The organism is Holdemanella porci, assembly GCF_019052655.1.
Taxonomy (GTDB): Bacteria; Bacillota_I; Bacilli_A; order Erysipelotrichales; family Erysipelotrichaceae; genus Holdemanella; species Holdemanella hominis.
In genome coordinates this window covers 1-22,949 of record NZ_JAHQVB010000030.1, presented here as the reverse complement: position 1 = coordinate 22,949, position 22,949 = coordinate 1, and the positions used below count along the sequence as shown (strand labels likewise).

The 22,949-nt window shown below is 35.8% G+C and carries 21 protein-coding genes, 1 pseudogene and 1 other annotated feature; of the genes and pseudogenes, 14 read left to right on the top strand and 8 right to left on the bottom strand.

Translation table 11 applies throughout. The features are described 5' to 3' along the window. Positions 1-333: 333 nt before the first annotated feature. Entirely contained in the window at positions 334-843 is a 510-nt protein-coding gene (locus KTQ83_RS06940; protein ID WP_117925121.1) for an ECF transporter S component, read from the bottom strand. Positions 844-937: 94 nt separating this feature from the next. On the opposite strand from KTQ83_RS06940, the gene KTQ83_RS06935 reads away from it, so the two are divergent. The 5 genes from KTQ83_RS06935 to KTQ83_RS06915 all read left to right on the top strand — a co-directional run bounded on the left by KTQ83_RS06935 (position 938) and on the right by KTQ83_RS06915 (position 6,932). Beyond that, entirely contained in the window at positions 938-2,218 is a 1,281-nt protein-coding gene (locus KTQ83_RS06935; RefSeq protein WP_217256366.1) for an aminotransferase-like domain-containing protein, read from the top strand. Between the two features lie 9 nt (positions 2,219-2,227). Further along, positions 2,228-2,425 (top strand) — a binding site (T-box leader). A gap of 32 nt (positions 2,426-2,457) precedes the next feature. Then, complete coding sequence (gene alaS, locus KTQ83_RS06930; RefSeq protein ID WP_186999587.1) at positions 2,458-5,088, top strand: alanine--tRNA ligase; 2,631 nt, start codon at positions 2,458-2,460, stop codon at positions 5,086-5,088. Between the two features lie 43 nt (positions 5,089-5,131). Then, a complete protein-coding gene (locus KTQ83_RS06925; protein ID WP_217256365.1) occupies positions 5,132-5,479 on the top strand; it encodes a hypothetical protein in 348 nt (115 codons plus the stop codon). Between the two features lie 64 nt (positions 5,480-5,543). Beyond that, positions 5,544-6,047 carry a transcription termination/antitermination NusG family protein gene (locus KTQ83_RS06920; RefSeq protein WP_117925129.1) on the top strand — a complete coding sequence of 168 codons (504 nt, stop codon included), beginning with the start codon at positions 5,544-5,546 and terminating at the stop codon, positions 6,045-6,047. A 186-nt stretch (positions 6,048-6,233) separates the two neighbouring features. Next, positions 6,234-6,932: a hypothetical protein gene (locus KTQ83_RS06915; protein ID WP_117925131.1), complete on the top strand. Its 699-nt coding sequence runs from the start codon at positions 6,234-6,236 to the stop codon at positions 6,930-6,932. A 144-nt stretch (positions 6,933-7,076) separates the two neighbouring features. Here KTQ83_RS06915 and KTQ83_RS06910 read toward each other — a convergent pair whose 3' ends face one another. Together KTQ83_RS06910 and KTQ83_RS06905 are read right to left on the bottom strand one after the other, a co-directional pair. Then, positions 7,077-7,349: a hypothetical protein gene (locus KTQ83_RS06910; protein ID WP_186999589.1), complete on the bottom strand. Its 273-nt coding sequence runs from the start codon at positions 7,347-7,349 to the stop codon at positions 7,077-7,079. A 97-nt stretch (positions 7,350-7,446) separates the two neighbouring features. Next, a complete protein-coding gene (locus tag KTQ83_RS06905) occupies positions 7,447-7,821 on the bottom strand; it encodes a hypothetical protein (RefSeq protein WP_217256364.1) in 375 nt (124 codons plus the stop codon). A 70-nt stretch (positions 7,822-7,891) separates the two neighbouring features. On the opposite strand from KTQ83_RS06905, the gene KTQ83_RS06900 reads away from it, so the two are divergent. Both KTQ83_RS06900 and KTQ83_RS06895 read left to right on the top strand, forming a co-directional pair. Beyond that, positions 7,892-8,434, top strand: coding sequence for a LemA family protein (locus KTQ83_RS06900; RefSeq protein WP_186999591.1), 543 nt, complete (start codon positions 7,892-7,894; stop codon positions 8,432-8,434). After that, entirely contained in the window at positions 8,415-10,289 is a 1,875-nt protein-coding gene (locus KTQ83_RS06895; RefSeq protein WP_217256363.1) for a DUF2207 domain-containing protein, read from the top strand. The genes KTQ83_RS06900 and KTQ83_RS06895 overlap by 20 nt, the downstream gene beginning before the upstream one ends. A gap of 209 nt (positions 10,290-10,498) precedes the next feature. Here KTQ83_RS06895 and typA read toward each other — a convergent pair whose 3' ends face one another. After that, complete coding sequence (typA, locus tag KTQ83_RS06890; protein WP_117570795.1) at positions 10,499-12,328, bottom strand: translational GTPase TypA; 1,830 nt, start codon at positions 12,326-12,328, stop codon at positions 10,499-10,501. A gap of 109 nt (positions 12,329-12,437) precedes the next feature. On the opposite strand from typA, the gene KTQ83_RS06885 reads away from it, so the two are divergent. Beyond that, entirely contained in the window at positions 12,438-13,181 is a 744-nt protein-coding gene (locus KTQ83_RS06885; RefSeq protein ID WP_217256362.1) for an esterase family protein, read from the top strand. Next, entirely contained in the window at positions 13,178-13,456 is a 279-nt protein-coding gene (locus KTQ83_RS06880) for a Fic family protein (protein ID WP_217256361.1), read from the top strand. Before KTQ83_RS06885 ends, KTQ83_RS06880 begins: the two co-directional genes overlap by 4 nt. 159 nt (positions 13,457-13,615) lie before the next feature. Here KTQ83_RS06880 and KTQ83_RS06875 read toward each other — a convergent pair whose 3' ends face one another. Beyond that, a complete protein-coding gene (locus KTQ83_RS06875; protein WP_217256360.1) occupies positions 13,616-14,401 on the bottom strand; it encodes an MATE family efflux transporter in 786 nt (261 codons plus the stop codon). Between the two features lie 65 nt (positions 14,402-14,466). Here KTQ83_RS06875 and KTQ83_RS06870 point away from each other — a divergent pair, with 65 nt between their 5' ends. After that, positions 14,467-14,961, top strand: coding sequence for a transposase (locus tag KTQ83_RS06870; protein WP_244975802.1), 495 nt, complete (start codon positions 14,467-14,469; stop codon positions 14,959-14,961). 59 nt (positions 14,962-15,020) lie between these two features. After that, a pseudogene (locus KTQ83_RS12720) lies at positions 15,021-15,317 on the top strand (hypothetical protein); the annotation flags it as partial. 420 nt (positions 15,318-15,737) lie between these two features. Here KTQ83_RS12720 and KTQ83_RS06860 read toward each other — a convergent pair. From KTQ83_RS06860 to KTQ83_RS06850, 3 genes are read right to left on the bottom strand one after another with little or no spacing between them, the layout of a single operon-like run. Next, a complete protein-coding gene (locus KTQ83_RS06860; RefSeq protein ID WP_217256357.1) occupies positions 15,738-15,989 on the bottom strand; it encodes an MATE family efflux transporter in 252 nt (83 codons plus the stop codon). A gap of 39 nt (positions 15,990-16,028) precedes the next feature. After that, positions 16,029-16,268, bottom strand: a complete 240-nt coding sequence (locus KTQ83_RS06855) for a NifU family protein (RefSeq protein ID WP_117925153.1) — start codon at positions 16,266-16,268, stop codon at positions 16,029-16,031. 17 nt (positions 16,269-16,285) lie between these two features. Further along, on the bottom strand, positions 16,286-16,747 hold the full coding sequence (locus KTQ83_RS06850; RefSeq protein ID WP_117925155.1) for a divergent PAP2 family protein: 462 nt from the start codon (positions 16,745-16,747) through the stop codon (positions 16,286-16,288). Positions 16,748-16,838: 91 nt separating this feature from the next. Here KTQ83_RS06850 and KTQ83_RS06845 point away from each other — a divergent pair, with 91 nt between their 5' ends. The 3 genes from KTQ83_RS06845 to KTQ83_RS06835 all read left to right on the top strand — a co-directional run bounded on the left by KTQ83_RS06845 (position 16,839) and on the right by KTQ83_RS06835 (position 22,858). Further along, positions 16,839-18,110: a glucose-6-phosphate isomerase gene (locus KTQ83_RS06845; protein ID WP_217256356.1), complete on the top strand. Its 1,272-nt coding sequence runs from the start codon at positions 16,839-16,841 to the stop codon at positions 18,108-18,110. A gap of 158 nt (positions 18,111-18,268) precedes the next feature. Further along, entirely contained in the window at positions 18,269-21,817 is a 3,549-nt protein-coding gene (gene nifJ, locus KTQ83_RS06840; protein ID WP_117925159.1) for a pyruvate:ferredoxin (flavodoxin) oxidoreductase, read from the top strand. Between the two features lie 90 nt (positions 21,818-21,907). Continuing rightward, positions 21,908-22,858: a P1 family peptidase gene (locus KTQ83_RS06835; protein WP_217256355.1), complete on the top strand. Its 951-nt coding sequence runs from the start codon at positions 21,908-21,910 to the stop codon at positions 22,856-22,858. The last annotated feature ends 91 nt before the right edge of the window (positions 22,859-22,949 follow it).

The following is a 22,949-nucleotide window of genomic DNA, read 5'->3' as shown; positions in this document are numbered from 1 at the left end:
CCAATGGGTGATAAGAAAAATTCGTAGATTTCCTTTAAATTAGGAACATTCTACGGATTTTTATATTTTCATGAATAATTCAGGTAAATGTAGATTTAACCATGAAGATATCTTTAAATGTGCTAATTCAAGATTAGGATGGTATAGAAGAAGTGGACTAGATGTAGTGAACTTCATATTATCACCAACTGTTCTAGGCAATAAAATAGGAGATAGACCTGGATTAGTCCATCCCCTAGATTACTATCTTAAGAGTTTGTGATTACGATATAAATGTAGAGCCGTATACGAGACCCGTACGTATGGTTCAACGGGAGGGACGACAATTTTATTTTATCCCTCTACCCTATTTAATTTATCTTGTACGATTTTCTTTACCATTGGATATACAATAAGTGCAATCACAATACCTGCAGCTCCTTGGACTACGTTGGCTGGAATTTCACTTGCGGCTACGATCCAGCTTCCTTTTAATATGTATTTGGCAATAAAGTATCCAAATACCATAATGACAGATCCTAATACGTAGCTTGAGATTTGTTTCGGTTTAGAGTAGTTTTTCATAGGTAGGGATACTACGATTCCTTCTAGTCCTTTGATGATTATGGTAAAGAAGAAGTAGTGTCCGTATCCTCCGGCTACATCGGCTAGTGCGCTTCCTAAGCCTCCAATCAAGAAGCTTTCAAATGGATTTAAAAAGCTTGCGAATAATAGGATGAATCCGTCTCCTAGATTGAAGTATCCGTCTAATGTGTTTGGTATTTTGATGAACATGGTTGCGACAAATACGAGTGCCATACCTAGTCCGGTTAGTACGATTTCATATGTTTGTTTGTTTTTCATAATTTTTCCTTCTTTCTGTAACTTAGTGACTATTATACTTGTTTCTGTATATAAAAAAATATACAATTATAAAAAATAAATAGGGGACAGTTGTATGAAGAAATATCAGGTGATTTATGATTTGTATAAGGAATCCATTCTTTCTGGAATCTTAAAATATGGGGATCGTGTGGATTCGATTCGTGAATGTGTAAAGAAGATGAATGTGTCTAAAACTACGGTGGAAAATGCATATAATAAGTTGGTGTTGGATGGGTTTATTTCGAGTAAGGAAAAAGTGGGTTATGTGGTGAGTATGAATTCGGAGCGTATCTTACTGCATCAGGAGATATTGGATTATAGTTCGAGTCACAAAGAAAAATCGTATGATTATGATTTTCGGATTCAGTCGGTTTCTTTTGATTCGTTTGAAACGACGATTTGGAAAAGATATATGAAGGGTGTTTTGAATGATAAACGTTTGATGTCAAGTTATGGTCTAGCACAGGGTGAGTATGGATTAAGACAGGCTCTATGTAAGTATGTGTATCAGAATCGGAATATTTTGTGTTTTCCAGAGCAGATGGTGATTGGTTCAAACTATCAGTCTTTGTTGTATATATTTTGTGGGATGTTAGATAAGAATAAGGTGGTTGGTTTATCGACTTTGGTGGATGATCAGGCTAAGCAGGTGTTTTTGTCGTATGGTTTTCATGTTGAATATTTAAATCCAAATTCTATTGTGAGGGATATTAAAAGGTTGAATGTGGATGTCGTCTATGTGAATACGACTTGTTTTACGCCTGATAGGCAGTCTATGAGTGAAAGGGTTCGTGAAGAATTCGTTTCTTTAGAGAATGTTTTGATTCTTGAGGATGATTATAATGGGGAGCTTGTGTATGCTTCTAAAATCAAGACTTCGTTGTGTTCGAAAAGTAAGAATGTGATTTATTTTTCTTCGTTTTCAAGACTATTATTACCGAGTCTTCGTATTGGGTATATGATTTTAAATGAGGAGTATATGCATAAGTATAGTGCTTCTTATTTTGGTCCAACGACGAGTAAAATTGAGCAGGTGGCTTTTACGCAATATATTGTGGATGGGTATTTGCAGAAACATTTAAGAAAGCTTGTTCGTGAGTATAAGGAGAAGCATTTGTATTTAAAAAAATTGATTGATGCACATATGGGTTGTTCGTATATTTTGGATGAGACGTATATGGCGTATTGGTTAAATTTAGATGTGGATATATCACGCTTTAGGGATTTGTGTGAATCGAATAGTGTCGCAATTAGTATTTCGAATGGGCGTGTAGGATTGTCTTTTGCGTGTATGAGTAAAGAATTGATGTTAGATGGTGTGATTCGTCTTGCAGAAATATGGAAAGAGTGTTAAAATTTTATCGATTCGACAGTGAAGAAGATAAGTAGGATTAAAAGTTCTTGTGCATAGAGAGAGGGCGTTTGGTGAAAGCTCTTCGAGTCTTTTAATTTGAAGCTACTTTGGAGTTGAAACGTAGTCGGCGTTAACGAGTGAATTGAGGGCATTTTTCAATTTTGAAAAATGAACTAGGATGGTACCGCGTAATTATACGTTCCTAGAAATAGGAGCGTTTTTTTATTGGAGGAGAAAAGATGAAACAATTAACTGGTAATCAGATTCGTCAGATGTTCTTGGATTATTTTAAATCTAAAGGGCATATGATTGAGCCGGGCGCAAGTTTGATTCCGCACAATGACCCAACGTTATTATGGATCAATGCGGGTGTTGCGGCTTTGAAAAAATATTTTGATGGTAGTGAAAAACCGGCTTCAAATCGTATTGCGAATGCGCAGAAATCAATTCGTACGAATGATATTGAAAATGTGGGTCGTACAGCTCGTCACCACACATTCTTTGAAATGTTAGGAAACTTCTCAATTGGAGATTATTTCAAAGATGAGGCAATTCAGTTTGCATGGGAATTTTTAACAAGCGAAGAATGGATGGGGATTGATAAGGACAGATTGTATGTGTCTGTATATACAGATGATGCGCGTGCTTATGAAGTATGGACTACAATTTGTGGCGTAGACCCTAGTCATATTTTAAAGACAGATGATAACTTCTGGGAAATTGGTAAGGGACCTGGTGGACCTGACAGTGAAATTTTCTTTGATCGTGGAGAAAAATATGATCCTGAGGGATTGGGAGAAAAATTATTCTTTGATGAAATGGAAAATGATCGTTATGTAGAAGTATGGAATGTCGTATTCTCTCAATATGATTGTGATCCAAGTATAGATCGTAAAGATTATAAGGAACTTCCTCAGAAGAACATTGATACAGGTATGGGTCTTGAGCGTTTGGTTGCCTTAGTTCAGGATGGAGAAACAAACTTTGATACGGATTTATTCTTACCTATTATTCGTGCAACAGAAGCTATGGCGAAACATCCTTATGAAGGTGAATATAAGATGGCTTACCGTGTTATTGCGGACCACGTTCGTACAGTTACTTTTGCGTTGAGTGATGGTGCTAACTTCTCAAATAGTGGTCGTGGTTATGTGCTTCGTCGTGTACTTCGTCGTGCTGTTCGTTATGGTTTAAAATTAGGTTTGGATGAACCATTCTTATATAAATTAGTTCCTGTTGTTGCAGATTTAATGAAGGATTTTTATCCATACTTACAAGAGCATGTAGTGTTCAATCAAAAATTGATTAAGGTTGAAGAAGAAACTTTCAAGAAGACTTTAAAGGTTGGTCAGGCTTTATTGGATGAAGAGATCAGTAAGGCTAAGGATGGAAAGCTTAGTGGTGAAGTTGTCTTCAAATTATATGATACATATGGATTCCCATTTGAATTGACGCAAGAAATTGCCGAGGAAAGTGGAATCAGTGTAAGTCGTGATGAGTTTGATGCAGAGATGAATAAACAAAAAGAGCGTGCTCGTAATGCGCGTAATGTAAAGGATTCTTTTGCGTCTCAAAATGAAGAATTGATGAACTTCAATGAGCCTAGTGAATTTATTGGTTATGATCACTTATCTTGTGATGGTAAGATCATTGCGTTATTTAATGCAGAGGGTAAGATGGTTGATTCTTTAGAAGATGAAGGTATGATCATTTTAGATGAAACTTGTTTCTATGCAGAAAGTGGTGGACAGGTTGCCGATAAGGGAGTGTTTACGGCTGATGGTGTAGAAGTAGAAGTATTGGATGTTCAAAAGACTCGTAATAAACAGCATATTCACACAGTTAAAATCAATAGTGGTGTATTAGAAAAAGGTATGTCTTTATATGGTGAAGTGAATGTCAAAGATCGTTTGGCAACTACAGCGAACCACTCTTGTACGCACTTGTTGCAGTCGGCTTTAGTTAAGGTATTGGGTGATCATATTCACCAGGCTGGCTCTTATAATTGTCCTGAATATTTACGTTTTGACTTCAATCATTATGAAAAGGTTACGGCTGAACAATTGGCTGAAGTAGAACGTATTGTGAATGAATATATTAGTGCGGCATATCCAGTAACGAAAGAAGTAATGCCTATTGAAGAGGCTAAGAGATCTGGTGCCACTGCATTATTTGATGAAAAGTATGGAGATACAGTTCGTGTTGTAACAATGGGTGATGTATCTAAGGAATTCTGTGCTGGATGTCATGTAGAAAACACAGCTCAGATTGGTCTATGTAAGATCATTAGTGAGGAAAGTATTGGTTCGGATTCTCGTCGTATTACGGCTAAGACTAAGTTTGCGGCTTACCAAGATTTTGCACAAGAACACAATATGTTAGAGAATATTGCGGATAGTGCTAAACAAAAGGGTATTAAGAATATTGATACAAAGGTTGAAGCTGCATATAAGACTATGCGTGATATGCAGAAGGAAATCGATAACTTGAAAAACCAAATCTTTACTTTGAAGTCTAAAGAGTGGGCTACTGAAGCTAAAGATTTTGGAAAAGTCAATGTATTGATCAAGTCTGTTTCTGGAATGGATGCAGGTGCATTGAAGGATATTGTTTCTAACTTAAAGGCTAGTGATGACAAGATGGTTGTATTCTTTGTGAATACAAATGGTGAAAAGGCTGTCTTTGTGTCTGGTGCAGGTAAAGAGGCTGTTAAGGCTGGTGTACATGCCGGTCAATTGGTTAAGAAAGCGGCTCAAATCTGTTCTGGTAATGGTGGAGGAAAGCCAGATATGGCTCAAGCCGGTGGTAAGGATGCTTCTAAGGTTGATGAAGCAATCAATGCGATCACAGAAGAATTAAAAAGTTTATAAAAGATATTAGGGTATGCCATGTGCATATCCTTATTTTTTGTTTATGAAAAAGAAGAGTAAAAGTAAATATAGAATTCGTAAGAATGAATTAAGAAAATTTTTAAAGGAAAATAAACTCACAAAGAAAGAGAAGGAGAGACTTCATTGTTGGGTAGATAGAGGGAATAGTGCGTATGATTTACAGTGGTTGTTTGGGTTGCGTGAGGAAGAAGCGATTGATGAACTACTAAGTGGTTTAACAGATAAACAAAAGGATTATGTATATAGTTATTGTATGAATTGGAATCCGTTCATCGATGAACCTTATTTTGATTATGAAAGATTTGAAGAATTAGATTTAGAGAACTTACCGACTTTTGAAGAAGAACCAGAAATTGATTTACCGGTTTAATCGATTTGACATAGCTAACTAACCACTTTATACTTTTAGTATATGAAATGAAAGGGTTTTATGTATGAATTTGGATGAACATTGGTATGTATTATTGACCATACGTTCTAAGGAAGAGGAAGTATGTAAATACTTGAATGAAAACGAGGGTATTTTTGCGTTTAGTCCTAAGATGGAGTTTTATCATAGGGTTTCTAAACAGATCCAATTGCGAACTTTATTCGGTGGCTATGTATTTGTGGTGAGTAAATTGTCACAGGTAGAAGTGGATCGCATTTTTAGAAAGTTTCCTTTGCAGAGTGTTTTTATTCATGAATTGAAATATGAAGAGGAAGTTTCAGCTTTAACGGATGAGGAGATTCGTATTTTGAACATGTTGTTGGATGATGAAAAGGTTCTAAGAATGTCGTATGGTAAATTAGTGAATAAAAAGATTCATGTGACTCAAGGTCCACTAAAGAATATGGATGATTATATTGTGAAGTATGACAAGCATAATCGTTTGGCAACGTTGAATTTGCACTTTTTGAATCAGATATGGAAAGTTGGAGTTACGATTATTGTATGATTATTTTCTACATTAAATTTTAAAAAATTGGGTCGTTCTCGCCACTTTTGGCATGAAACGGCCTTTTTTTTAGGTCAAAATTTGCATTTTTTTTAGAATTGTGTATAGTATTAATTGTTGTTTTCAATTATTTGACAACATTTGCCTCGTATTTTATGAGGTTTAAGGGGAAGATTGGAGGGTGTTTTGAACTTTATAAAAGAAGAAAATTTAGAGAGTAGTTTATTAAGAAAAGGGTTAGTTTCAGGTTTATTGATGTCGACACTTACATTAACATTACTAACAACATCATCAGTTATTGGGGAAGAAAGTAAGGTCTATGCCAAGTCAAATGGCACAGATGAAAATATCTTAATGCGTGTTGATACAAAAAATGGAACTGAAGAATTAAAAGAGAAATTCGAAGAACAGATTCAAAATATCGAGGAAGAATCTAGCAAGAAACAAGAAGAGTCGAAGAGCGTTGAAGAAATGAGTATGGAACAGCCAGATTTATTGAATGATATGCAGTTCATTCAAAATAACTACAATGCTGTTACACAAATCGTTTACTCGCAACCATCACTTTCACAATACATTAGTAATGTGAATGCACTTACTGCCTCTGGTGGTATTTATTATGGACCTAGTGGTAAAGAAACATACTATAATTTAAATATGTCAGGAGTAGTCGACATTATGCGTGGTATGGGAAATAATGATGCATATTGGGTTCGTGAAGATGGTGCGAAAATGTTGGGGGATTATATTATTGTTGCGGCCGATTTAAATAAATATCCTAGAGGTACAATTGTAGAAACTTCATTAGGAAAAGGAATCGTCTGTGATACTGGAAGTTTTACGCAAAATTCAGATACTCAATTAGATATTGCGACAGACTGGTAATATATATGAGTGTGAAGTAGAAGTCATGTGCTTCTACTTTTTTTGTTTTCCATTAAAAAATGGCATCCGAAGATGCCAAATTCATTATTCTTTTGGATTTAATAATTGTTTTTGTACTTTAGAAACAGGATTGAATGTTGTTAGTCATTTTGTGTTGATTGTCATGCCACTGATGGTTTGGATAAACCATAAGAAGAATAGAATTACAAGGATGGGTATAACACAAGATGTTACGATCATGATGGCTGTAGCTTCCATGAAATTGTTTAATGACTTGTTAAACGTCTTCGTATATTTTTGTGCTGTTGAAGAAAATGCTTCAGCTGCTTTTCCGAAGAAGTTTTTATTTTCTTTATCCTGGTATATTTTTCTGGATGTTGTTCGCGTTATTAATCGTTTCTTGAATACTTGTTTCATAGGTGGCTTTAATTGTTTTAGATAATTTTACACTACAAGGCATGATTAGGCACGTCGCTACTGCCATAATGCCAATCTTAATACATACAATTCTTAACTAATCCCATTTTATGACGTTGTTGACTAGCCATGCCAAACAAAGTATTGGAATGATGTATTTAAAGATGACCATGCATGTGAGTGTCAAAGCGTATTTTTCTAAATAGATGGCTCCTAGAACTAATAAGAATTTTGAACTTAAATCCGCTAAGTCATTCGCAATGGGAGTTCCTGTATCTCCTGGTAAAATGGTAATGGATGTAGAGATGGCAGCACTCGATACGGCTAGTGTCATGACCGTATTTCTTTTTTTGTCTAAATATTGAATGGATTGCTCATGAAATTCGGGTGTTGATGTTTTTTGTGCAACCATATAAAAACTTGATAAACAAATAAGAATGGGTAAGATCCATTTTAAAATAGTTTTGTACATAATGACGATTCCTTTCTATATTTCTCATTTTATCAAAAATAGAGTATAATCAATCTAGGAGGATTTAATTATGATTCTAGTTATTGTTATTGTTGTTTTAGTTTTATTAGTACTATTCTTAATGTCTAGCTACAATAAACTTGTTCGTTTATCAAATAAGGTAGATGAAGGTTTTTCTACAATGGACGTGTATTTGAAGAAGCGTTTTGATTTGATTCCTAACTTAGTAGAAACAGTGAAGGGATATGCGAAACATGAGGCGGATACATTGAGTTCAGTGATTGCACAAAGAAATATGGCAAAAACATCAAAGGATGTTATGGATAGTGAAAATAAGATCACAAATGCGATTCAGGGTATTTTTGCGGTGGCAGAACAATATCCGGATTTAAAGGCCAACACAAATTTTATGGATCTTCAAAACCAATTGAAGAAGGTCGAGGAGGATATCGCAAATTCTCGTAAATACTATAATGCTTTAGTTCGTGAATATAATGATGTGATCATGAGTGTTCCGACAAATATTGTGGCATCTTTATTCCATTTCGAAAAGAAAACAATGTTTGAAGTGGCCAATGCTTCGGAAAGAGAAAATGTTCAAGTTAAATTTTAAGAAGGTCTTTGCCTTCTTATTCGCATTTGTACTTTGTTTTGGATGTATCGACATATATGCTGATGATGGAGGATATACAATTGATAATTATACGGTGAATGCCACATACAATTCGGATAATACAATTGATGTTAAAGAAGTGATTGATGTGAACTTTTCAAGTTATCGTCATGGTATTTATCGTAATATTCCAGAAACGATGTATATCAATCGTGATGAAAAGTATAAGTTAAAAATTAAAGATATCAACGTATTAAATGATGAGTATGATGTAGATAGTGATTCTGGGAATCGTGTGATTCAAATTGGAAGTGCAGACTATACAATCATTGGCCCCCACACCTATACGTTGACATACAAGATTGTGATTCCAGAAGATTATCATTCAGATTTAGATTTTATTTATTATTCTGTACTTGGAAACAATTGGGATACAACCATTTCTCATTTTAATTTTGATATTCAATTTGAGAAGGCTTTGACAGAAGATGAGATGTCTAATATTAAAGTCTTTAGTGGAAGTCTAGGAAATCAATCGAATGATTTAAATGTAACTCCAATCATTACTTCGAATTCTATTAGTGGAGATGCCTATGATATTGGTGTAAAACAAGCCATTACCATCTTTGGTAAGTTAAGAAAGAACTATTTTGTAGGTGCCAAACAAACAACTTCAAAGACTCCATTTGTCTTTTTAGGGTTAGCTATTCTATTTGGCTTATATAGTTTGATTCGTGCATTCTTATTAAAGAAAACGCATATTACACCAATTGTGAATTTCTATCCACTAAAAGATATGGATCCAGCTATGGTTGGAACGATTGTAGATGAGTCCGTGGATCAAGAAGATTTAGTGGCATTGATTCCATATTGGGCTAGTAAGGGATATTTAACCATTTCTGAAAAAGAGGATGATTTAGTACTTACAAAGGTAGAGAATCATGAACCACCGATTTTAAAGCATCAAAAGAAGATTTATAACGGATTGTTTAAAACTAAAAATAGTGTGAAATTATCAAAATTATCAAGTAAGTTTGGTAAGGCTATGGATGATGCCAAAGAAGCTTTGAATGATGAATTTAGTGGAGATAAGAATTTATCAACAATTGATCATGGCTTTGCGACGATTATTCTAGCCACGATTTGTATGATTGTATGTATCTTATTCAATACTCGATATAGTATTGTAGATAATTTGATTGAAACCATTTTTGCGACATTTAGCTTTGTGCTTATGATGGTTTTAAATTATTCTGCAGCAGCAACAAATGTATTTAACAAGAATAAACTAGTTGTATTAAAGAAAGTATTAAGTATTGCGTTTATTTTGATTCTAGCATACTTTATTTATAGACAATGCGATTCGATTCTAAGTATTGTACCATTTGAATTTATGATGATAGGCATTGTGGTTGTTTCACTACCAATACTTTTGATTTCTAAATTTAATGTGGTGAGTGAATACTTTAAAAGTGTAGCTCCTGAACTATTAGGTTTTAAAGACTTTGTTGAAAAGGCAGAAGTACCACAATTGGAAAGATTATCTTTAGAAAATCCATCTTATTATTATGATGTCATTCCATATGCGATGGTATTTGGATTATCTGAAATGTGGACAAAGAAATTTAGTACGATTCCTTTGGCACAACCAGATTGGTATGATTCTTATTATTCAGATCCATGCTCTTCTTATTTCTATTACAGAATGTTGACAAGAAATATGTATGAACCGATTCATGAGAATTTAATGGATTATCAAACAGAACAAATGAAAAGTACAGCCGATAGCATGGGCTCTAGCTTTGGTGGCTTCTCTGGTGGAGGCGCCGGTGGCGGAGGCGGCGGAAGCTGGTAATAGATAAGTATTAGGGTGATGAGCCCACGTAACTTGGTAGGTGTTGTGTACCTACCTTTTTCGTATTCCATATAAAAAGAAATGGGTAGGCGTAGAGGCCTACCTATAGTACACGTGCCATTCACCCTAATACATATTTCGTACATGTTTATTATCATAAAATAAGCAATAGAGTGGGCTGAATAAAAAGACTTGGAATTATCCAAGCCTTATTGAGCATTCATCTTTTGACGATACAAGTTACGACGATCTAGAGCCGTTAAACCTTTTTTACGGATACGAATCGCATCTGGTGTAACTTCTACTAATTCATCATCGTTGATCCATTCTAATGCTTCTTCTAGTGAGAAGATTTTTGGTGGTGTTAATAGCATAGCTTCATCACGACCACTTGAACGGATGGCTGTTAACTTCTTGTTCTTTAATGGGTTAACATCCAAATCGATGTTTTTAGAACTTTGACCAATGATCATACCTTCATAAACAGGTGTTTGTGGAGAAATGAATAATTGACCACGTTCTTGAAGGTTCCATAGGGCGTAAGTCATAGCTTCACCAGTTTCAGTTGAAATCATAGCACCTTCCATACGTTGTGCGATTTCTCCTTTATATGGTTCATAACCACTAATACGACGTACTAATGTACCTTCACCGTGTGTATCATTGATAAATTCTGAACGGAAACCTAATAAACCACGAGTAGGTGCTGTATACACGATCTTAACATATCCATTTTCTTCAGACATATCTTGCATAACACCCTTACGAAGATTTAATTTGTTGATGATTGTTCCTGAATATTCTTCTGGAGCTAAACATACAACTTCTTCGATTGGTTCTACTTTGTGTCCATTTTCGTCTTTGTGTAGGATAACCTCTGGCTTAGAAACAGCTAGTTCATAACCTTCTCGACGCATATTTTCAATCAATACAGAAATATGCAATTCACCACGACCACTTACTTTGAAGCAATCGGCTGAATCGGTTGGTTCAACCTTTAATCCAACGTTTACTTCTAGTTCTTTTTCAAGTCTTTCTTTTAAGTTACGACTTGTCACATACTTACCACTTTGTCCGGCAAATGGACTTGAGTTAACATGGAAGTTCATTGATAGAGTTGGTTCTTCAATTTCAATGTGTTCCATTGGTTCAACATGATCAGCTGTACAGATTGTATCACCAATACTAATATCTGGCATACCCGCAATAACAACGATATCTCCTGAATGTGCTTCTGGAACGCTTGTTCTAGATAATCCTTTGTATACGAATAATTTAGATAAGCTTTCTTTGGCATTCAATCCAGATTGGTTACAACGAATATATTGTTGACCTTGTTTTAAAACACCTGAATATAAACGTCCAATTCCTAAACGACCAATGTATTCATCGTATGCCAAGGCAGATACTTGCATTTGAAGAGGTTCTTCATCCATATCTGGATATACATCACAATGTTTTAAGATTGTATCGAATAATGGGTCGATGTTGTCGCTAGGTGTTTTAAGGTCATATTGAACACGTCCTTCTCTAGCTACACCATAAAGGATAGGGAAGTCTAATTGTTCGTCGTTGGCATTTAAGTCTAAGAACAATTCGTAAACTTCATCGACAACTTCTTCAGCTCTTTGGTCTTTCTTATCGATCTTGTTGATCAATAGAATAGGTTTTAAACCAATTTCCAAAGCTTTTGATAATACGAAACGAGTCTGAGGCATTGGACCTTCACTCGCATCAACTAATAAGATAACTGTATCTACGGTACGGATAATACGTTCAACTTCACTTGAGAAGTCGGCGTGACCTGGCGTATCTACAATATTAATTTTTACACCGTTATGAATAACGGAACAGTTTTTAGAATAAATAGTAATTCCACGTTCACGTTCTAGATCGTTTGAGTCCATGATGCAGTTAACAACTTCTTCGTTGTCACGGAAAACATCACTCTGTCTTAAAAACGCATCTACTAACGTACTTTTACCGGCATCAACGTGGGCGATAACGGCAATGTTAAGAATTTTTTCTTTATTGGACATACTGTCACTCACTTTCCTGTCAAAAACAGTACAATTATAAAGCAAGAAACCTTAAAACTCAATAAAATGTGCTATAATAAAACAAAATTTTTCTGAAAGGGGTAACACCATGCAAGTGCAACATATAAAAGAGTATTCAAATTGTTTGGATCGTGAAATGGAATATAAAATCTATGGCCAAGGCGGTAAGTTGTGTCTAGCTATTCCAAGCCAAAATGGACGTTTTTTTGAATGGGAAGATCGTGGTATGATTCATGAAGTTTCTAAATGGATTGAAGCCAATCAATTAACGATCGTAACGTGTGATACTTTGGATACAGAAACTTGGTCTTATCCTTACAATACAAAGGTGCGTATGTTGAAACATGAACTTTGGTTTGAATATATTCTTTCAGAATTAATTCCTAGTGTACAAGAAAAGATGAACAATCATGATAAGTGGATGGTTGCAGGGGCAAGTCTAGGTGCAACGCATGCCGCTAATTTAATTTTCCGTTTCCCAAATCAATTCGATGCCTTATTAGCCTTATCTGGCATTTATGATACAGAAATATTCTATGGAGATTATCATGATGAAAATACGTACCATAATAATCCATGTGCCTACATGAAAAATATGGATTTAGATCATCCCTATATGGAATTGTATAGACAATCCAAATTGATCTTTTGTGTAGGACAAGGCAATTGGGAACAAGAATGCGTTGAATCATTAAGACAAATCAGCACCATTCTATATGATCAACAAATCAAGGCTTGGTGTGATTTCTGGGGTTATGATGTCTATCATGATTGGCCTTGGTGGAAGATACAGCTACAGTATTTTATGGGACAAATATTTAAGAAAGTATGACTAATATTAAAAACGAGTTGATTTCACATTCGAATTTGTATGTGTGGACACAAATCAACTTTGCGTATCATCCTAATAAAATTGAAGGCTCTAAATTGTCAAAGGATCAAACAATAAGAATATTTGAAACGAACGATTTAACAATGGATTCAGATGATGCACTCGAAACACAAAATCATTTTCGGTTGTTTGATTATATGTTAAAAACAGTGAATGAACCATTATCAAAAGAAATGATGATTCAGATGAATATGATTTTGAAAGAAATTATTTGATTGACACTCTTTTAACGCAACAAGATATTTATGCTTCTGTTTGTGAACAATTAGATTTTTAAAGGAGTAGCGTGAACTACTCTTTTTGTGATAGATGACCTTATGTTCTAGCCACTTATTTGATTTAAAACGAGCTAAGAAGATAAATGAGCGTACTGTTCAATCAGATCCCATACCAATCCATACAGCTAATGGGCCCATATGGAATTGATGGACTAAAAAGATTGTGACTACAACTCTGCAGATCCACATAGATAGAGTGGATGTGATCATACTAAATTTGACATCACTAGCAGCTCTTAGGCCATAGCCTGGTAAGAATGAGGGTGTCCAGAATATCATTTTGTATGTGAAGACAATGCGTGTTAACCAAATGGCTAGTTTGGCGCTTTCTGGCTCCATTCTAGCAAGACTAGTGATTTGTTGAATTGGAAACATGATTATTGCACAACATATAATGCAGGCTATCCATGCATATTTTGTGAGTAAGATTGTATAGTGTTTCGCTTGTTCGTATTCTTTAGCACCTACACATTTTCCTACGACAGTCATCATACCAAGTCCAATACCGATGCTTGCTTGACATGCAAAACTTTCTAGCATGGCCACCATGACTTGGGCGGCAATGGCGGTTGATCCCATTGTGGATACAGTGGATTGAATGACGAGTTTTCCAAATTGAAACATACCATTTTCAATGCCGGTTGGAATACCTGTTTTTAATATTTTTGTGATTGTTTCAATTTCTGGTCGGATACTTAAATAGGAATCAATATATAAATCTTGTTTGGGCTGTTTTAAAAGGATCAGGATAATAAGGGCACTGATGATTCTTGATAGTAATGTAGATAGGGCAGCTCCGGCTACGCCTAAGCTTAGGGTAAAGATGAAGAATACATTTCCTATAATGTTTAATGTGAGTACCCATCTAACGACCCCATGCACTAAATAGACATCGATATTGTCAATATAACAGGTACTATATCCTTGTACAAAGGATGGTGCTCGTTATGTATTACAAAAGAAATAATAAACGTTTGTCTGTTAGTGGTCGTGGAGACTATATGTCTACTTCTGATTTCATTATTCAATATTACACAAATTTAGATGCTTGTCGTAAATTTTTCTACGACATCAAATGGCCTACTGGCTACTATTGCGAAAAGTGTGGCTGTACTCACTACTATTTCATGAAAACTAAGAATTGCTATCGTTGTGCTAACTGCAAACATGATGAAAGATTATTATCCAATACAATCTTTCAGGATAACAAACTGCCTTTAAACGTTTTATTGTACGGTTTGTTTCTAATCTTTACTGCAAATAATGGTATTTCTAGTATGGAACTTTCTAAAGAATTGAAGGTCAATTACAAAACAGCCTGCTTATTACAGACTAAAGCTCGTATACTTATGAAAAATTCGAATTCAAAGAGATTTTTGGATTCGGATTTTTATGAATCAGATGTAGCCTATACAGGAGCTCCATCACATAACGGAAAGTGAGGGCTGGGTACTGATAAACAGCCCTTTTTAATAGGCTTTCAACAGAACAAGAAAATCAGTATCCACGTTTTGTTAAGATGCAGGAAGTGACCACAGATTCAAGCAATATCATAAAAGGATATTTTGAAAAATATGTAAAAATGTCCAAAGAAAGAAAATTGAATACAGACGGCAAAACAACATACAATATCTTAAAAAATAGGATAGAAGTAAACAACGAAGTAATTGACTACGATAATGATAACCATCGATTATACTTTCTAAACAAGATCATATCCAATTTAAACAGTCAGTTTATTGATAGATTTCATGGCGTTACCAAAAGAATGTTGCCCTTATATTATTCTGAATTCGAATGGAGATTCAATCACAGGAACTGCAAGTCTATCATGGATAAGATCAAGAATTATATAATGCAATCAAGCATAGCCGCTCGAAAGATGATTCGTGATTCAATGGACCAATATGCCACGGCTAGAGGCTTGGAAAATGCCTAGGGTTGTCAGATGGGTACTCACAATGTTTGATATGTTAGAGCTAAACGCAATGGTCATGGGAAGTCTTGAATTTTGACTTGTTCGAAAGCTTGCAGCACCTGCATTGTATAGGGCGATGAAGAGGGTAGGATAGTGCCGTGATGAATAGATAGCTTAAAGAATTATCCATCACGCTTTTTTCTATAGATTCAAAACTCAGTGTTAATAGCGGTCTTCTGAATAAAATGCAGGGTATGGTAATCAGTATGGAAATAAGGGTGACGGAGATAATCAATTGTTTCAAGGCTTGATTGGCCTTGTTTTTTGGTCAGAACCTAAGTGTTGGGCACAGATGATGGCGCCTCCGGTTGCCATGGCGGCAAATATATTGATGATTAAAATATTTAATGAATCCACAAGGGAGACGGCGGAAATAGCGGTTGAACCAATATTGGTGACCATAATGGTATCAACGGATCTCATTAATGCGTTTAAAACTTGTTCGAACATTAATGGAATCAAAAGTCTCCTTAATTGTTCTTTGGTGTACATGGTAAAACTCCTAAAAATAAAAAGATATCTTTCGATATCTTAACCTACAAGTACTACATCACGGATGTTTGGTACTTCTTCAAGTAATAATTCTTTGATTCCACCTGAGAAATCTTCAGAGGCCATCATGCATCCTTGGCAAGCACCTTTGAAAGAAACATAGACAACATTGAATTCGTCAACTCCTAATAGTTCAATGTCGCCTCCGTCATGTTGAATATAAGGACGAATTTTATCTAAACAATCATTAACGGCTTTACTATCTACTACAGTATCCATAAAATAACACTCCTAACTTATAAAAATAGTGGACATAAAATCAATGGGACAATCAGTCCTACCACAAATCCTCCGATGACTTCGACAAATTTATGACCAAGAACATTCTTTAATTTTTCTTGATAGATTGGATCGTCAAAGCGAAGTCCTGTCATTTCTCGTAAATCTTTGACTAACTGTTGCGTTAATTCAATATTTTTACCTGAGTAATAGCGGACGTGACATGCATCATACATGACAATAAAGGAAAAGATAGTGGTTACGGCAAATATGGCTGAATCAAAGCCTTCCTGAATTCCAATGGAAAGAGAAAGGGCAGTTACAGTGGATGAGTGACTGCTTGGAAAGCCGCCACTTGCGATGACCCAGTGTAAGTCCCATTTTCCAGTTCTATAATAATATACGACCGTTTTTCCTACTTGTGCAAGTATATTGCTCAAAAGAGCTGTAACAAGTGGATATAAGGACGATGGTATCATAAACTCACACTCCTAACAAAAAACATTATATCACACAATGTTAAATCGTGGTATAATCATGAGTGGAGATAGCTATGGAGGGAAAATAAATATGATTACGTTAGATTTAAATCATGCTTTCTTAAAAGAAGATGTAAAGGCTTATCAGAATCAAGTTCGCGCTATTGATGAAGCTTTACAAAATGGTACTTGTAAGGGTAACGACTTTATCGGTTGGCTAAACTGGGCTAACAATTATGATAAAGAAGAATTTAGTCGCATTAAAGAGGTTGCCGCAAAAGTACGTGAAAATACAGAAGTATTCGTTGTATGTGGTATTGGAGGATCTTATTTAGGTGCTCGTGCTGCCATTGAAATGATGAATGGTTTATATGGTGACAACAAGCCTGAAATTATTTATATGGGAAACACTTTCTCATCTACTTATATTTCACAGGTCATGAACTATATTAAAGATAAGGAAGTTACTGTAAATGTTATTTCTAAATCTGGAACTACAACGGAAACAGCATTGGCTTTCCGTATCTTAAAACAATTTATGGAAGAAAAATATGGTGAAGATGCAAAGAATCGTATTATTGCCACTACAGATAAGGCTAGAGGAACATTGAAGGCTTTAGCAGATAAAGAAGGATATGAAACATTCGTCATTCCTGATGATATTGGTGGACGTTTCTCAGTCATTACTCCAGTTGGATTATTGCCAATCGCAGTAGCTGGAATCGATATCGATGCTTTGATGAAAGGTTTACATGATGGTATGGGTGAATATGGAGATGCGGCTCTTGAAAAAAACCCTGCTTACCGATATGCAGTGGCTCGTCGTATTCTTCAAAACCAAGGATATGATGTTGAATTGTTAGTAAACTATGAACCTCAAATGCAGATGGTTGCCGAATGGTGGAAACAATTGTTTGGAGAAAGTGAAGGAAAAGATGGAAAGGGTATTTTACCTGATTCAGTATGTTTCTCAACAGACTTACACTCTTTAGGACAATTTGTTCAGGAAGGTAAGAAAGTATTGTTCGAAACAAACTTATATGTCGATACACCAATGATCGATTTAACATTCCCTAATGATGAAGCCAATGAAGATGGAATGAACTACTTGGCTGGTAAGAGTGTGGATTGGGCTAATAAAATGGCTGCCAAAGGAACATTACAGGCTCATGAAGAAACAGGTGGAGTTCCAAATATCTTATTAACTATGCCAGGCATGACTTCTTATGACTTTGGTAATATGTGTATGTTCTTCTTCAAGGCCATCGCAATGACAACTTTGATGAATGATTCTAACCCATTCAATCAACCTGGCGTTGAAGTTTATAAAAAGAATATGTTCAAACTATTAGGTAAAGAGTAATGATGAAAATAGAGATGTAAGCAAGTGTTTACGTCTCTTTTTTATACGCTTACAAATTAGAAGAGACTAACCTCTATGGTGAATTTAACCTTTAAAATTTGACATGAAGCTCGTATAATAATCTATGGTATTGAATATCTATAAAGGAGGAAATATTAATGCCTAGAGCAAAACAGTCTATGGATGGAAATACGGCTGCGGCTCACGTTGCGTATGCTTTTACAGACGTTGCTGCAATTTATCCTATTACTCCATCTAGTCCAATGGCAGACTCTATTGACCAATGGTCTGCAGCTGGACAGAAAAATATTTTTGGAAATCAAGTAGTTGTAAGTGAATTACAATCAGAAGCAGGTGCTGCTGGTGCTGTTCACGGATCATTAGCTGCTGGTGCATTGACTAATACATTCACTGCATCTCAAGGTTTATTATTGATGATTCCAAACATGTACAAGATCGCGGCTGAACAATTACCATGTGTATTCGATGTATCTGCACGTACAGTTGCAACTCACGCATTGAACATCTTTGGTGATCACTCAGACGTTTATGCTTGTCGTCAAACAGGTTTCGCTATGTTATGTGAAACTAACCCACAAGAAGTTATGGATTTATCTCCAGTAGCTCACTTAGCTGCTTTAGAAGGTAAAGTGCCATTCATCAACTTCTTTGATGGATTCCGTACTTCTCACGAAATTCAAAAAATTGAAAAATGGGACTACGAAGATTTAAAAGAAATGTGTCCAATGGAAGCTGTTGAGGAATTCCGTAAACACGCTTTGAATCCAGAACGTCCAACTATGCGTGGTTCTCACGAAAATGGAGATATCTTCTTCCAACACCGTGAAGCATGTAACACTGCATATGATGAATTACCTGCTGTAGTAGAAAAATACATGGGTAAAATCAACGAAAAATTAGGAACAAACTATGACTTGTTCAACTACTATGGTGATCCTGAAGCTGATCGTGTAATCATCGCTATGGGTTCTATCAATGACGTTGCTGAAGAAGTTATCGACTACTTAACTGCAAAAGGAGAAAAAGTTGGTTTAGTTAAGGTTCGTTTATATCGTCCTTGGTCAAGCAAACACTTATTAAAAGTTCTTCCTAAGACAGCTAAGAAAGTTGCAGTACTTGACCGTACTAAAGAACCAGGTGCTCTAGCTGACCCATTATACTTAGATGTAGCTACAACACTTCGCGAAGCAGGATTAAATGACATCACTCTTTGCGGTGGACGTTATGGTTTAGGATCTAAGGATACTCCACCTTCAAGTGTGTTCGCTGTTTATACTGAATTGTTAAAAGACGAACCAAAACCTCGTTTTACAATTGGCATCGTGGATGACGTTACAAACTTATCGTTGCCAGAAGTTAAACCAGCTCCTAACACTTCAACTCCAGGAACGGTTGAATGTAAATTCTGGGGTCTTGGAGGAGACGGTACTGTAGGTGCTAACAAGAACTCTACTAAGATCATCGGTGACCACACTGACAAATATATTCAGGCTTACTTCCAATATGACTCTAAGAAAACTGGTGGTATCACGATTTCTCACTTGCGTTTCGGAGACAAACCAATCCGTAGCCCATACTACATTAACCAGGCTGACTTCGTAGCTTGTCACAACCCTTCATATGTAGTAAATGGATACAAGATGGTTCAAGACGTAAAACCTGGTGGTGTATTCATGATCAACTGCCAATGGTCAGACGAAGAATTAGACAAACACATGCCTGCTGAATCTAAAAAATATATCGCAGACAACAATATCCAATTGTACACAATCAATGCCATTGATAAAGCTATCGAAATTGGTATGGGTAAACGTACAAACACAATCTTACAATCTGCATTCTTCAAATTAGCTAACATTATGCCAATTGAAGAAGCTGTAGATTATATGAAAGCAGCTGCTAAGAAATCTTACTCTAAGAAGGGTGATGCAGTTGTTGAAATGAACTATAAAGCTATCGATGCTGGTGTTGGCGCAACTCACAAAGTTGAAATTCCTGCATCTTGGGCTAACCCAGAAGCTGATGCACCAAAACCTGAATTGTCAGGACGTCCTGCAACAGTTAAGATGGTTAAAGACATCATGGAACCAGTTAACAAAATGGATGGAGATTCATTACCTGTATCTGCATTCGTTGGTAACATCGATGGTCAATGGGAAACTGGTGCTAGTGCTTACGAAAAACGTGGTACAGCTGTTACAGTTCCTGAATGGGATCCTGAAAAATGTATTCAATGTAACCAATGTGCATTCGTATGTTCTCACGCTACTATTCGTCCATTCTTATTGAGCGAAGAAGAAGTTAAGGCTGCTCCTGCACAAATCAAATTAGCTGATGTTAAACCAAAAGCTACAGAATTCAAATATACAATGAGTGTATCTCCATTAGATTGTATGGGATGTGGTGAATGTATCACTGTATGTCCAACTCAAGCAATCAAGATGGTTCCTCAAGAATCTCAAGCTGAAGAACAACCAGTATTCGATTACTTAGTAGCTAACGTTTCTAAGAAAGATTCTGGATTCGCTGATGACACAGTTAAGGGTTCTCAATACAACCAACCATTGTTAGAGTTCTCTGGATCATGTGCTGGATGTGCTGAAACATCTTATGCTCGTTTAATTACTCAGTTATTTGGTGAACACATGTATGTATCAAATGCAACCGGATGTTCTTCAATCTGGGGTGGTCCAGCATCTGTATCTCCATATACAGTAAACAAAGACAGCTTACAAGGACCAGCATGGGCTAACTCATTGTTCGAAGACAATGCTGAACACGGATTCGGTATGCAATTAGGACAAAAAGTATTACGTGAACAAGCTATCGAAAAATTAGGTGCTATGAACGAAAGCGAAAAAGCAACTCCTGAATTCAAGGCTGCATTCGAAAAATTCATGGAAACTAAAGAAAATACTCGTACTAACACAGAAGCAACAAAAGCATTATTAGTTGAAGTAGAAAAAGCTGCTGAAGCTGGATGTGAAGATGCTAAAGCTGTATTAGATAAGAAAGAATACTTAGCTAAGAAATCTGTTTGGATCTTCGGTGGAGACGGATGGGCTTATGATATCGGATTCGGTGGATTAGACCATGTTCTTGCATCAGGTGAAAACGTAAACGTTATGGTATTCGATACAGAAATGTATTCAAATACTGGTGGACAGGCTTCTAAAGCATCTAACATCGGTGAAGTATGTCAGTTCGCTGCTGCTGGTAAAGAAATGAAGAAAAAATCTTTAGCAGAAATCGCCATGAGCTACGGATACGTTTATGTAGCACAAATCGCTCTTGGAGCTAACCCTGCACAAGCAGTTAAATGTATTGCTGAAGCAGAAGCTTATCCAGGACCATCTTTAATCATCGGTTATGCACCTTGTGAATTACATGGTATTGCTAAGGGTGGAATGAACCACTGTCAAGATGAAATGAAGAAAGCGGTTAAATCTGGATACTGGAACTTATTCTCATTTGATCCAGCTAAGAAAGAAGCAGGTAAGAACCCATTCACATTAACTTCTAAAGAAGGAGATGGAACTTACCAAGACTTCTTACACAACGAATCTCGTTACACTCGTTTAGTGAAACCATTCCCTGAAAGAGCAGAAAAATTATTTGCTAAGTCAGAAGAAGTAGCTAAAGAACGTTATGAACACTTACGACGTTTAGTTGAACTTTACAAGTAAGAAATAAATGAAAGAAGCTGATTGATTTTGGCTTCTTTTTTTGTGCAAATTAAAAATTATTAATATAATGGTTGTAAGAGGTGTTATATTATGGAAAAAGGAAAATTAAATCGAATTACAGATGTCGAAGGTGTTTTGGTTGGGCATAAAACAATTTGTTCTGATTCTCACCAAACAGGTGTGACATTTATTCGTACAGCTGAAGATGTATTTCATCAAAAGTTAGCTTGTGGTTGTAGTATTTTAAATGGTTTTGGGAAGACGACAGGATTACCACAAATTATGGAATTGGGAACTTTAGAAAGTTATATTTGTTTGACAAATACTTTAAATGTGGGTGTTGTTCAACAAGCCTTAGTGGATATCATGGTCAAAGAAAATGAAGATTTAACAAGTGTTAATGTTGTCGTTGGAGAATGCAACGATGGATATCTAAATGCGATTCGCGATTGCGTCGTTACAAAAGAAGATGTTTATGAGGCGTATCGTGACTGTAAAAAAAATTTTGAACTCGGCAGTGTTGGAGCCGGACGAGGCATGTCTTGTTTTGAAATGTCAGGTGGTATTGGAACAAGTTCAAGAATCTTTGAGATTGATGGAAATACATATACTCTAGGTGTACTTGTATTGTCTAATTTTGGTTTAAGAGAACAATATTTGTTAGATAAAGTAGAGGGGAATCAATTGCCTTTAGAACAAGAAAAAGGTTCAATCATGATGATCATTGCAACGGATGCTCCATTAAGTGATCGTCAACTTCATAGAGTTTGTAACAGAATGCCAGTCGGTTTAGCTTTAACAGGATCGCATATGGGCAATGGTTCTGGGGATATTGCGATTGCGTTTAGTACCGCAAATCGTTTTGGGAATGAAGAAATCCATACTTTGAAACAAATCAACGATAATAAGATCAATATTGTATTTGATGCAGCGATTGAATCTTGTAAAGAAGCTGTGCACTTATCTTTGATTGAAAATGAAGAGGTAACTGGACAGTCTGGACATGTTCGTAATTGTTTAAATCAAGTGAAGATTTCATAGTGAAATCTTCTTTTTTATGTTATATTTTTTTGGTGATAATCTGAAAATAAAATTTATAAAAACAAGAAGTTAGAAGTACAAAAGGGTGCAA